9 protein-coding genes are annotated in these 12,963 nt (G+C 55.8%); 3 read left to right on the top strand and 6 right to left on the bottom strand.

Annotated features, from left to right (window positions below; all coding sequences use genetic code 11):
- Window positions 1-47 precede the first annotated feature (47 nt).
- The 4 genes from ACQQCD_RS03735 to ACQQCD_RS03720 all read right to left on the bottom strand — a co-directional run bounded on the left by ACQQCD_RS03735 (window position 48) and on the right by ACQQCD_RS03720 (window position 4,947).
- Window positions 48-437: a GntR family transcriptional regulator gene (locus ACQQCD_RS03735; RefSeq protein WP_430267065.1), complete on the bottom strand. Its 390-nt coding sequence runs from the start codon at window positions 435-437 to the stop codon at window positions 48-50.
- On the bottom strand, window positions 430-2,232 hold the full coding sequence (locus ACQQCD_RS03730; RefSeq protein ID WP_430267064.1) for an ABC transporter ATP-binding protein: 1,803 nt from the start codon (window positions 2,230-2,232) through the stop codon (window positions 430-432). Before ACQQCD_RS03730 ends, ACQQCD_RS03735 begins: the two co-directional genes overlap by 8 nt.
- Window positions 2,229-3,974, bottom strand: coding sequence for an ABC transporter ATP-binding protein (locus ACQQCD_RS03725; RefSeq protein WP_430267280.1), 1,746 nt, complete (start codon window positions 3,972-3,974; stop codon window positions 2,229-2,231). Before ACQQCD_RS03725 ends, ACQQCD_RS03730 begins: the two co-directional genes overlap by 4 nt.
- A gap of 172 nt (window positions 3,975-4,146) precedes the next feature.
- Window positions 4,147-4,947: a trans-aconitate 2-methyltransferase gene (locus tag ACQQCD_RS03720; RefSeq protein ID WP_430267063.1), complete on the bottom strand. Its 801-nt coding sequence runs from the start codon at window positions 4,945-4,947 to the stop codon at window positions 4,147-4,149.
- An 84-nt stretch (window positions 4,948-5,031) separates the two neighbouring features.
- On the opposite strand from ACQQCD_RS03720, the gene ACQQCD_RS03715 reads away from it, so the two are divergent.
- Genes ACQQCD_RS03715 through ACQQCD_RS03705 form a run of 3 tightly spaced genes read left to right on the top strand, consistent with a single transcriptional unit; the run spans window position 5,032 to window position 9,396 of the window.
- Complete coding sequence (locus ACQQCD_RS03715; RefSeq protein ID WP_430267062.1) at window positions 5,032-7,551, top strand: DEAD/DEAH box helicase; 2,520 nt, start codon at window positions 5,032-5,034, stop codon at window positions 7,549-7,551.
- A 46-nt stretch (window positions 7,552-7,597) separates the two neighbouring features.
- Complete coding sequence (locus ACQQCD_RS03710; RefSeq protein ID WP_430267061.1) at window positions 7,598-8,080, top strand: N-acetyltransferase family protein; 483 nt, start codon at window positions 7,598-7,600, stop codon at window positions 8,078-8,080.
- Window positions 8,077-9,396, top strand: coding sequence for an alpha/beta fold hydrolase (locus ACQQCD_RS03705; protein WP_430267060.1), 1,320 nt, complete (start codon window positions 8,077-8,079; stop codon window positions 9,394-9,396). The genes ACQQCD_RS03710 and ACQQCD_RS03705 overlap by 4 nt, the downstream gene beginning before the upstream one ends.
- A 77-nt stretch (window positions 9,397-9,473) precedes the next feature.
- On the opposite strand, the gene ACQQCD_RS03700 is transcribed toward ACQQCD_RS03705, so the two are convergent.
- Together ACQQCD_RS03700 and uvrB are read right to left on the bottom strand one after the other, a co-directional pair.
- Window positions 9,474-10,505, bottom strand: a complete 1,032-nt coding sequence (locus ACQQCD_RS03700) for a TerC family protein (protein WP_430267059.1) — start codon at window positions 10,503-10,505, stop codon at window positions 9,474-9,476.
- A 170-nt stretch (window positions 10,506-10,675) separates the two neighbouring features.
- Complete coding sequence (gene uvrB, locus ACQQCD_RS03695) at window positions 10,676-12,763, bottom strand: excinuclease ABC subunit UvrB (RefSeq protein WP_430267058.1); 2,088 nt, start codon at window positions 12,761-12,763, stop codon at window positions 10,676-10,678.
- Window positions 12,764-12,963 lie beyond the last annotated feature (200 nt).

The raw sequence follows: 12,963 nt of genomic DNA, 5'->3' as shown, positions 1-12,963 counted from the left end.
CACGCCCTAATGCTAATCGAAAACCTGTTCGAATTTCCACGCCCGGTCTAGTCACCGTATACGCCTCCTAGTATTTGCACGGCTTCGGCAAAGTTCAAGCCGTTGGACTTCGCCAGCAGCGCAAATTGTGTTGCCCCTGCACGGAGTCGTTCTGTCCGATCGTCCCTTGCCCGCAGCACTGTACCGTGTCTGCCGCGGGTCTCCACTACACCCGCCTCCTCAAGTTCCTTATACGCCCGCGCAACAGTATGTGGCGCTACGCCAATCTCAGCGGCGAGGGCGCGCACCGCCGGAAGCCGTGTGCCAGGTGGTAAGGAGCCGGCGTCGGATAATTCGAGGATGTGACTTCGCAACTGGTCAAAAAGCGGAACACTGCTTTGAGTATTGGGACGCCACAACCCGGGGAAATCGGGAATACCAGCTGCTGCGTTACTCACGAGGTTCCTCCACGTTGTTGACGGTATTGGGACTGTCCTGCCCGGAAAACTGCGATTGGTAAAGCGAGGCATATAGTTGCGAATTTTCCAGCAACTGTGCGTGAGTTCCCTGCTCCACGATCTTGCCATGATCCAAGACCAGAATGAGGTTTGCGTCGCGAACTGTTGCTAGCCGGTGGGCAATAACGAAGCTGGTTCGGTGCCGTTGCAACTCACCCGCTGCCTGCCTGATCTGTACCTCGGTACGGGTGTCCACTGAACTCGTGGCCTCATCCAAAATAAGAACCGCCGGATTCACCAAGTGAGCCCGGGCAATGGTGACCAACTGCTGCTGCCCACGGCTGATCCCCTCTCCGCCATCTCCCAGCAGGGTGCTATATCCGTCCGGCAGGGCCCGAACGAAGTGATCCACGTGAGCTGAGCGCGCGGCCTCAATCATGTCTTCTTCGCTCGCGTCCAGACGGCCGTACTGCACGTTGTCCCGGATACTGCCGGCGAACAGCCACGCATCTTGAAGGACCATTCCAAAGTGTGAACGCAGGTCATCTTGGTCCATCCGTGCAATGTCTATGCCGTCCACCGTGATTCGCCCTCTCACCGGCTCATAAAAGCCCATCAGTAGGTTCACAAGCGTTGTTTTGCCGGCGCCAGTGGGTCCAACAATGGCCACTGTCCAACCGGGCTCAGCTGTGAAGTTCACGTGTTCAATCAATGGCGAATCATGCTGGAAGGCGAAGCTGACATCGTGGAATTGCACTCGGCCACGCACGGGTGCGGGCGTGGCCTCAAGCGTGTTGTGGTGGTGGATTTCCTGGGCCTCAAGAACTTCGAAAATACGGCTGGCAGACGTCAACCCGGACTGGATCACCCCAGCCACTGAACTCATCTGCCCCATGGGTTGATTAAACAGTCTTGCGAACTGGATAAAGGCTTGAATGCCGCCAATGCTGATTCCCCCCACGGAGGCCTGCAGCGCACCCACCACTACAACGGCGATGTATGCCAAGTTGTTCACCACAAGCATCAGAGGAGCCAACGCGCCACTCACAAATTGGGCTTGGGCGGAGGCCCGCTCCAAGTTGCTGTTTGCCTGGTTGAATTTTGCGAGCTTGTCATTATTCATGCCGTGACTTTGCAATACTGCCAGCGCTGAATAGTCCTCCTCAACTTGTGCGTTGAGCTCGGCAGTGAGGCTCCATTGCTGGGCAAAGTACTTCTGTGAACGGCGGGTCAAAAGCCAAGCAACCACTAGAGACAGTGGCACTGAAAGCACTGTGACCAGCGCCAGCACGGGTGAGACGAGCAACATTACAGCCAGCACAGTGACCAGCATGATCACAGCTTGAATGATCTGAGTCAGCGTCTGATTGAGGGTCTGAGCCAAATTGTCCATGTCATCGCTGGCTTTGCTCAGCACCGTGCCACGGCTTTCACCATGAAAATAGCTCACCGGCAGGCGATGAAGCTTTGCTTCAACATCTTGGCGGAGCCGAAACATCAGCCTTTGAACTGCGCGAGCAGTCAGTGACCCTTGTAGCCAGCTGGCGCCGGAGGCCGCTATGTACATAACGGTAACTAAGGCCAATAGCCGGGCTAAGGGCGGAACATCTAGGCGCGCCCCACTGATTGCAGGAATCAGCAGGTCAGTGGCGTCGCCGAGCAATTTGGGAGCCAAAACGTTGAGCACCACAAACACCACTGTTGCCCCAATTCCGCCCAGTAGAAGGCGGCGATGAGGGCGCAGGCGCCGCAATAGTTTTCTGGCTGCTGCACGTAGAGGCAATTGCGTGGTCACTGGGCAGGCTCTGGTGCAAGACTAAGATCGTCGTTCTGCGAATCTGCTATCTCGCGATAATCTGCGCTGCTGAGTAACAACTCTTGGTGCGTTCCTCGCGCAACTATGGCACCGTCGTCGAGCACTAAGATCTGTTCGGCGTTTTGGACGCTACTCACCTTTTGGGCAACCCTTACGACGACGGCGCTGGCGGTATACCTTCGCATGGAACCTTGGATGCGGGCTTCGGTAGCAGAGTCTAAGGCTGAGAATGAGTCGTCGAAAAGGATCACTTGGGGCCTATGTGCGAACGCTCGGGCTAAGGCAATTCGTTGGCGCTGCCCACCCGAGAGATTCGCACCATCCTGGCTTATTCGTACTTCGAGCTGCTCTGGCATGGCGGCAACAAATTCAGCTGCTTGAGCGGCGTACAGAGCCTCCCAGACGTGCTCATCACTGAGCGAGGTGTTTCCAGCCCGAACGTTCTCCGCAATTGTCCCGTTAAACAGAACGGCGGCTTGGGGTATATAAGCAATCCGATCTCGAAGCTCGGCTAGGGTCACTTGTGGGAGCGGCAGTCCTCCCAGTTTCACGCACCCGGAGCTTGGGTCTAGTAGCCGAGGAATGAGCTGAAGAAGAAGAGATTTTCCGCTGCCCGTGGCGCCTAGGATCGCCGTAGTGGTGCCCGGTTTTGCGGTGAAACTGATATTGCTGAGGACCTGGTCTTGGGCTCCTTCGAAGCGGACGCCAACGGAGACAAACTCTAGGTCTTGGGGACCACGAGACGAGAATAATTGGGGCTGCTGCGGGTCAAGGATACTGGGTTGGGTGTTGAGTACTTGGCTGATGCGTTCGGCGCTTGCAGCTGCCCGTGGCGCCCAGGATAAAACAAACATCACGGACATAATCGCCACAAGAATCTGCATGATGTAGCTGATAAACGCTGTGAGGGCCCCAAGCTCCATTTGACCGTCGGCAATCCGCTGGGCACCGAACCAAATAACGGCTACCGAACCAAGGTTTACCACCACCATAATTGCCGGAATCATAAAGGCAATCCATTGCGCTGAGCTGAGGCTATTGCGGGTCAGGGCAACGTTGGCCTTTGTAAAGCGCTGGATCTCAAAGTCCTGCCGAACAAAGGCTCGGATAACACTCGTACCCATAATTTGTTCGCGGATCATGGCATTAACCCCGTCCAGGAGCACTTGGCCTTCGCGGTAAAGCGGCACTAACCGTCTGACAACGAGAGTCATAATGATGATCAGAGCTGGCACAATCACCAGAATGACGGCCGAGAGCGGCATGTCCTGCCGCATAGCCAACAGGATTCCGCCGATTCCAGTAATCGGCGCGCTAAGGACCAGCGAAAAAATCATGACGGCCAGAGTTTGAATCTGTTGGACGTCATGACCGGTACGGGTCATCAAGGTGGCCACGCCAAACTTGGAGAAGTCAGCCACGCTCAGATTTTGAACGTGAGCAAATACTTCTCCCCGTAATTCACGCCCTACTCCCATCGCAACGTTGGCCCCAAGGTAACCTGCAGCCAGCGCCGCGAGCACTTGGACTACAGAGACGCCAAGCATCAAGGCACCAAGTTGCAGAATTAGCCCACGGTCTCCGCCCACGATCCCTCGATCGATAATTTGGGCGTTGATGGTGGGCAAAATGAGCGCCCCAAGCGTTTGCACCGTCTGCAGAAGGATGATTCCGGACACTGCTGGCCATCGTTGGATCAGGCGCTGGAGCAAAAGGCGCATCAACACCTGGCGGCTCCTATCCTGAGCTAGTTGGTCAGCGCTGCAGGTAAATGCCAATCGCTACCAAACGGCTAGTACCCCCGTAGCTACGCTCTGTGCATTCTAAACACACTTTCTTGCCACCGCTTGTCACATTTGTGACGAAACTGTTGAGAAAGCAGTGAATTCTTACTCACTGTTCTACGTTGGCGGTCTTCTGGCCTACGGCAAACGTTCTGCGGAACGGGTAGATCGTGCCGTGCGCGCCGGATGGATACGCAGCGCGCAGCAAAGCCGAGTACTCTGCCTCGTATTCTTTGGCATCCGCCTCATCAAGTGCGGACAACACCGGACGAAGGCCTGTTCCTCGCACCCATTCGAGAACCGGGTCTTGGCCCTGAAGTAGCTGCTGGTACGTTGTCTCCCATGCTTCCGCCTGCAGGCCGGCGTCTAGCATCATGGTGAGGTACTGGGCCGGTTCTGACACAACATCTGCGTGACGTAAAACCCCAGCGAGCCGTTCAGACCAGCGTGGCGAATCAGCGACTTCCCGCATTAGCTCGTGTGATGGGGCGTTGAAGTTTCCAGGAACCTGCAGCGCGAACCATGCACCCGGCCGAAGGGCCCGTAACCACTCAACGAGCAGCTTCTGATGCTCCGGCACCCACTGCAACGCCGCATTTGTGATCACTACGTCGACCTCCGGTGCTGGCTGCCACGTGGCAATATCGCCTTGAACAAACTCGAGATTTGAATGCTTTGCAGCGTGTGTTTGGGCCCGCTCCAGCATGGCGGTTGAACTGTCCAAACCAATCACGCGAGCATTCGGCCAACGCCGTGCCAAACTTGCGGTGAGATTACCGGGTCCGCAACCTAAGTCCACCACTACATCAGGGGATTCAGTCATCACCCTTCCCGCCAAATCGAAAAAAGGTCTGTCGCGGTAGTCACCAAATTGGGTGTACTTTGTGGGATCCCAGGTAACTTCCACCATGAAAAACTCCTGACCTTCTGCTTCGCTAGCGGGGAATTTCCTCCACCCACCTGAAGCCTACTATCGGGCACTAAGCTGGAGGGGATGAAACTTCTCGAACAACTCCCCTCCGCGCCCGATTCCGATTCTGTTTATACGGCGTTTGTGGAGTGGACCGAATCCCGTGGCATTGAGCTGTATCCGGCCCAAGACGAAGCCGTGATGGAACTGGCCGGCGGCGCAAACGTTATTCTTGCTACCCCCACCGGTTCGGGAAAGTCACTCGTGGCGATCGGCGCGCACTTCCGGGCCATGGCTATGGGCCAACGTAGTTACTACACCGCTCCTATCAAGGCACTCGTCTCTGAAAAATTCTTTGCACTGTGTGAGATCTTCGGTGCCGAGAACGTTGGGATGGTTACCGGTGATTCCGGTGTCAACCAAGACGCTGCGATCATTTGCTGCACTGCAGAAATTCTTGCCAACATCGCCTTGCGCGAAGGGGCTGCTGCCGCACTGGGTGTGGTGATTATGGACGAGTTTCACTTCTATTCTGATCCCCAGCGTGGTTGGGCATGGCAGGTGCCGTTGCTCGAATTACCGCAGGCTCAATTCCTACTTATGAGCGCCACGCTTGGGGATGTGTCCCGCTTTGAGGAATCCATTACTGAACTCACTGGCCAGCCGACGGTGACGGTGAGCTCCGCCGAGCGTCCCATCCCCTTGCACTACTACTACGAGCTCTCCCCCATTCACGAGACGCTCGAAGACCTGCTGGCCACCAAACAGGTACCGGTTTATGTGGTGCACTTCAGCCAACTTGAAGCCATTGACCGGGCCCAGAGCCTTATGAGTATCAACATGTGCTCGCGCGAAGAGAAGGACAAAATCGCCGAGCTTATTGCGGGGTTCCGCTTTGCTGCTGGCTTTGGTAAAACTCTCAATCGTCTAGTCCGCCATGGCATTGGTGTGCACCATGCTGGGATGCTGCCTAAGTACCGGCGCTTGGTAGAGCAGTTGGCTCAGGCCGGACTGCTCAAGGTTATTTGTGGCACTGACACACTGGGCGTGGGCATTAACGTTCCAATTCGCACGGTGTTGCTCACGGCACTGAGCAAGTACGACGGCGTACGGACCCGGACTCTGAATGCTCGCGAATTCCATCAGATCGCCGGACGTGCGGGCCGGGCTGGCTATGACACCGCCGGGACCGTGGTGGTTCAAGCCCCGGATCATGTGATCGAAAATACCCGTGCCATGGCAAAGGCCACAGCCAAATTTGGCGACGATCAAAAGAAACTGCGCCAAGTGGTGAAAAAGAAACCACGTGAGGGTTTTGTCACGTGGGGTGAGCCTACGTTTAACCGGATGGTGGAGTCAGTTCCTGAACCCTTGCAGTCCAGTTTTCAGGTCACACACTCGATGCTGTTGAACCTGTTGGAGCGTCCTGGTGATCCTTTTGCCGCCACTCGCCGTTTATTGAGCGAGAACCATGAGTCCCGCCCGTCTCAATTGCGGTTGATGAAGCGTGCGCTGGGGATCTACCGTGAGCTTTTGGCAGCCGGCGTGGTGGAACGCATTCCACCCGAAGAGCAAAAAGCAGACGGCAGAACGGTTCGTCTCACTGTGCATTTGCAAGCGAACTTTGCTCTTAACCAGCCGCTCTCCCCCTTTGCTCTAGCTGCCTTGGAACTCTTGGATCCGGAGTCGCCGTCGTATGCCTTAGACGTCGTTTCGGTGATTGAGTCCACTCTTGAGAAGCCCCGGCAGATTCTCACAGCTCAGCAGAAAAAGGCTCGTGGCGACGCTGTGGCCGCAATGAAAGCTGATGGCATCGAATATGACCAGCGGATGGCCATGCTTGAAGAGGTCACGTACCCCATGCCGCTCGCCGAACTATTGGGTCAGGCGTTTGAGACGTATCGTGGCGCGGCACCGTGGATCGGTGACTTTGAGTTGGCACCAAAATCCGTAGTCCGCGACATGTATGAACGTGCCATGAACTTCGGTGAATTCGTTCAGTTCTATTCTTTGGCCCGTTCAGAGGGCATTGTTCTGCGCTATCTTTCCGACGCCTACAAGGCTCTGAACCAGACGGTGCCGCAGGACGCTTTGCGCGAGGATCTTGAAGATCTGATTGTGTGGCTGGGCGAGCTGGTCCGGCAGGTTGATTCAAGCCTTCTGGATGAATGGGAAGAACTAACTTCCGGTGTGGCTCCGGGCGCTTCCGATGCGCCGCCAGCAGCACCGCCGGCACTGACGTCCAACACTCGAGCGTTCCGGGTGATGGTGCGCAACGAGATGTTCCGTAGGGTGGAGCTTTTTGCTGACGAGGACTCTGCAGCGCTGGGTGAGTTGGACGGTGCTTCTGGTTGGGATGCTGAAGCTTGGGAAGACGTCCTTGACGCGTACTTTGAAGAGCACAATGACATCAGCACTGGCGCGGATGCACGAGGTCCGGCACTTCTGATGATCACCGAGGAACCTGGGGTGTGGAAGGTACGGCAGATTTTCGCGGACCCCGCGGATAACCACGACTGGGGCATTTCGGCAGAGGTTGACCTCGACGCTTCAAACGAGGCTGGCTCGGCAGTAGTTCGGGTTGTAGACGTGAACCGGCTCTAGCACCACCCGACCGTCGCAGTGAGAGTTGCCTAGTAAGCTCGGAATCATGAGTGTGATCCGCCCGGCACAGCCGTCAGATGTCCCCTTGATCCTGCAAATGATTCATGACCTCGCCCTTTATGAGAAGGAACCCGAAGCGGTCAAAAACACCGAAGAGTCATTACACAAGGTGCTTTTTGGGAAAGCACCAGCAGCGTTTGCGCATGTGGCAGAAAACGCCGAGGGCCAGGTCCGCGGATTTGCGCTCTGGTTCCTGAATTACTCCACGTGGGAGGGGGTGCACGGTATCTATCTTGAAGACTTGTACGTCCAACCCGAGGCCCGCGGTGAGGGTCACGGAAAAGCGCTTTTGCAGAACCTCGCGAGCATCGCCGTAGACCGTGGCTACGCTCGCGTGGAATGGAGCGTTCTGGACTGGAACGAACCGTCCATCAATTTCTACCGCAGCCTTGGGGCCAACCCGATGGACGGTTGGTCCACGTTCCGCCTCAGCGGCTCAGCACTCCAAGCCGTGGGTGGCCAAGCATGAGCGCCAGCACAAACGTAAAGCACCACGTCAAAGCTAGGCACGAGTTCCGTGGCCTGCGCAGCGCCGAACACTACTTTGAGCTGCCACTCGATCATGGTAATCCTGCGGCCGGATCAATTACGGTCTTTGCCCGTGAATACAGTTCCGCCAAAATTAGTGAGGCTCACATCCAAGAGCTTCCTTGGCTGCTGTACCTTCAGGGTGGCCCAGGTGGGCGTGGCAACCGCTGGAACTCACTAGGCGGTTGGGCTAAGGAAGCCTCAAAGTCGTTCAGGATTTTGATGCTCGATCAACGCGGAACGGGTTTGTCCTCGCCAATCGAAGCGAAGTCGTTGGCTGCACTGGGCGCGCTGGACGAACAGGTGGCGTACTTGCGTCACTTCCGGGCAGATTCAATCGTGGCCGACGCTGAATTAATCCGTAGGACACTTGGCTCGGCGCCCTGGACAATTTACGGTCAAAGCTATGGTGGCTTCTGCGCGCTCAGTTACCTTTCCTTCGCACCGGAAGGGCTTAAAGCCGCGCTACTGACCGGTGGATTGGCCCCGCTGACGGGACCGGCCGACGACGTCTACCGGGCAACCTTCGCTCGCGTGGAAGCACGCAACAAAGAGTACTTCGGCTGGTATCCCGAAGATCGGGAACTTACCACCAAGATTGCAAGGCATTTGGAAAACGTTGAAGAGTTCCTGCCTACCGGTGAGCGGCTCACCCCGGAGCGATTCCAGATGCTTGGCTCCTTCTTGGGCGGAAATACTCGTGTGGACGCGCTCCACTACGTCCTTGAAGATGCATTCATTGCCACAGCTGCCGGCGTGCGGCTGTCTGACAATTTCTTGAGTCAGGTGTCAGCCCAAGTCAGCCGCGCAGCGAACCCGCTCTACGCACTGATGCACGAGTCTATTTACGGCCAAGGCAGCGCCACGAATTGGGCCGCGTGGCGGGTGCTCAATGAGTTTCCACAGTTCCGTCCGGACGCCGCAGATCCACTCTTCACGGGTGAAATGGTGTACCCCTGGTACTTCGAACAGGATCCTGCTCTGGTGCCGCTAGCCGACGTGGCTCAGGCTATTGCCCAAGTCAACGACTGGCCAGCGCTGTACAACACGGATCAGCTCGCCAAAAACACTGTTCCAGTGGCTGCAGCCGTCTACGAGGATGACATCTACGTGGACAAGAACTTGTCCTTAGTAACTGCGTCCGCGGTTCAAGGATTGCAAACGTGGGTCACCGACGAATTCCACCACGATGGTATTGCCGACGACGGCGAAGGTATCTTCCGTAGGCTCCTAGCCATGACTCGGGAACAGCCGTAGAGCAAAAACAACTCTGGCCCACTCCCCTACCTGAATACTTCGGATAGGGAGCGGGCCAGAGGGTAGTCCGGTGCTGTCTACTCGGAGTCGCTACGACTCTTGAGAGAGTCAGCTTCCAAGCGTGCGTCAAGCTTTGCCTGGCGCGCCTGGGGGCTGAGCAAGCTCGCAATCACAGCGATCACAATGGTGCCCACAATGACTGCCAAGGACACAAAGGTGGGGATCTCAGGAGCCCACTCAATGTGCTTGCCACCGTTGATAAACGGCAACTCGTTGACATGCATTGCGTGGAAAATGAGTTTGAAACCGATAAACGCCAGGATTACCGAAAGCGCATGCTTGAGGTAAACCAGACGGTTCATCAAACCACCCAGCAAGAAGTACAGCTGACGCAGGCCCATCAGTGCGAACAGGTTTGCAGTGAACACAATAAAGGGGCTCTGGGTCAGGCCAAAGATGGCCGGGATTGAATCCACAGCGAACAGCAGATCCGTTAGGCCAATGGTGACAAAAACAATCAGCATCGGGGTGAAGAGCTTCTTGCCGTCCACCACTGTGCGGATCTTACCGCCGTCGAACTCGCTGTGCATGGGAAGAACTTTGCGCAAGCGTGCAATGAGCGGGTTTTCGCTACCCTCTTCTTCATCTCCACCACTGTCAACTGCCTGCTTGTAGGCAGTCCACAGTAAGAACGCTCCGAAGATGAAGAAAATCCAGCTGAATTGTTCGATCACAATGGCGCCAAGAAGAATAAAGATTCCGCGCAGGATCAGAGCGATAATGATGCCCACCATCAGGACTTCTTGTTGGTACTTCCGTGGTACGGAGAACCTAGCCATGATGATGATAAACACAAACAGATTATCGATACTGAGGCTGTATTCGGTGACCCAGCCGGCAACAAACTGCCCGCCGTATTCGTGTCCTGCAAAGATGAACATTAACAGGGCGAAGACCAAGGCCAAGGCAATGTAGAAGGCAACCCACAGGCCGGCTTCTTTCATGCTCGGTTCGTGGGGGCGCTTGACCACCAAGAGTAAGTCGATGATGAGGATAAGTCCGAGGACTACAAACGAGCCAACTTCGAACCAAAGAGGTAATTCGGGCACGTAAAAACCTTTCGCAGGGTACGGCTCAACGGTGTAAGTCTCTCCGATCAACAAAAATCCAAGTGGAACACTCGAAATGGTCGACCCGCTGTGCCCGGCGTGGCATCGATGCCACGCGTGCTGACGATCACAGCGCTTGGGATACTCCCCTACGTGCTGTCTATTTTAGCCTAAGCGTGACCGGCAGACTGCATCTGGCGCAGTTCACGCTTGAGGTCACCCACCTCGTCACGAATGCGGGCGGCGAGTTCAAACTGCAATTCGCCAGCGGCAGCGTGCATTTGTTCCGTCATCTGCTCGATCAATGCCACAAGATCTTCAGCCGGGGCAGCCGCCAAGCCGTCCTTGCGAACAGTAGCTGCGCCCTTGCCCTTACCCTTCTTGCCGCCTTTTGCCGTGGCTGCGAGTAGTTCGCGCGTATCTTCATCTTCACGAGCCAACTGGTCCGTAATGTCCGCAATTTTTTTGCGCAGCGGCTGCGGGTCAACACCGTGATCTTTGTTGTACTTGACCTGAATTTCACGGCGACGGTTGGTCTCATCAATGGCTTTTGCCATGGAATCGGTAATCCGGTCCGCATACATGTGAACTTCACCCGAGACGTTACGGGCGGCACGTCCAATGGTCTGAATCAGTGAGGTGGCTGAACGCAGGAAGCCTTCCTTGTCCGCGTCCAAGATGCTCACCAATGATACTTCCGGCAAGTCCAGGCCTTCACGGAGCAGGTTAATGCCCACCAACACATCAAAGAGACCCATACGCAGTTCACGCAAGAGCTCTACCCGGCGCAACGTATCAACGTCTGAATGCAAGTACTGCACTTTGATTCCGTGACCCAAGAGGTACTCAGTGAGGTCCTCGGCCATTCGTTTGGTCAGCGTGGTGACGAGGACACGCTCATCTTTCTCCACACGTTCGCGAATCTCGCCCAGGAGGTCGTCAATTTGACCCTTGGTGGGTTTCACAATAACTTCTGGGTCAATCAGGCCGGTGGGTCGGATAATTTGCTGCACCACGCCGTCGGCCTTGCCAAGTTCAAATTTGCCGGGCGTTGCGGAAAGGTAGACCGTCTGGCCAATCCTGTCTTGGAACTCGTCCCACTTCAGCGGACGGTTGTCCATGGCTGAAGGCAAACGGAAACCATGGTCTACCAGGGTGCGCTTGCGGGACATATCGCCCTCATACATAGCCCCGATCTGCGGAACGGTTACGTGGGACTCGTCGATTACCAGCAAAAAGTCGTCCGGGAAGTAGTCGATCAAACAGTGTGGAGCTGTTCCACCGGCGCGGCCATCAATGTGCCGGGAGTAGTTTTCAATGCCGTTGCAGAAACCCATCTGCTGCATCATCTCGAGGTCATAGGTGGTGCGCATCCGTAGACGCTGCGCCTCCACTAGTTTGTTTTGCCCTTCGAGGACCTCTAGCCGGGCGGCAAGTTCGTCTTCGATGGCTTTGATGGCACGAGCCATTCGCTCGGGACCGGCTACATAGTGGGAGGCCGGGAAAACATACATCTCGGTTTCTTCCCGCACCACTTCTCCCGTCACCGGATGAAGGGTGTAGATGTTTTCGATCTCATCACCGAAGAACTCAATCCGAAGAGCAAGCTCTTCATACATAGGGATAATCTCAACAGTGTCTCCGCGGACCCGAAACGTACCACGGTGAAAGTCGATGTCATTGCGCGCATATTGCATGGAGACGAATTTGCGCAGTAGGTCATCGCGGTTCATCTCGGCACCGCGCCGTAGCGTCACCATTCCTGCGATGTACTCTTCCGGAGTTCCCAAACCGTAAATGCAGGAAACTGTTGCCACCACCACAACGTCTCGTCGAGTCAGAAGCGCGTTGGTGGCAGAGTGCCTCAAGCGCTCCACTTCCTCATTGACTGAAGAGTCCTTCTCAATGAAGGTGTCAGTTTGAGGGACGTATGCCTCCGGCTGGTAATAGTCGTAGTAGGAGACGAAGTACTCAACTGCGTTGTTGGGCAGGAGTTCTCTGAATTCGTTGGCGAGCTGCGCTGCGAGCGTTTTGTTTTGCACCATCACCAAGGTGGGGCGCTGCAGTTTCTCAATCAGCCAAGCTGTGGTGGCGCTTTTACCAGTACCGGTGGCCCCCATCAGGACGACGTCTTTTTCACCGTTGGTGACGCGTTCGGTCAGTTCCTTGATAGCGGTGGGTTGATCCCCGGCAGGTTTGTACTCGCTGACCACTTCAAAAGGAGCTACAACACGATCGATCTTTTGCGCGAGACTCATGACTCTAATCTACAGCTAGCTACTGACACCCAATGTCAGTCATCGTTGCCTTCGGAATTCATCCAGCCCTCACGAATTACCTCGAGGAAGTGCGCCATATCACATATCTGATATTTGAAACAATTCTTTCAGTTCCCCTTGTAAAGCCTGTGAGGGGGTAGTAGAAACATAAACAGGCACTCGCCCGCGCCGGCCGCCAG

This window comes from Pseudarthrobacter sp. J1763, from assembly GCF_050490295.1.
In the GTDB taxonomy this organism is placed as follows: domain Bacteria; phylum Actinomycetota; class Actinomycetes; order Actinomycetales; family Micrococcaceae; genus JBNPEO01.
This window is presented reverse-complemented; position numbering and strand designations above follow the sequence as displayed.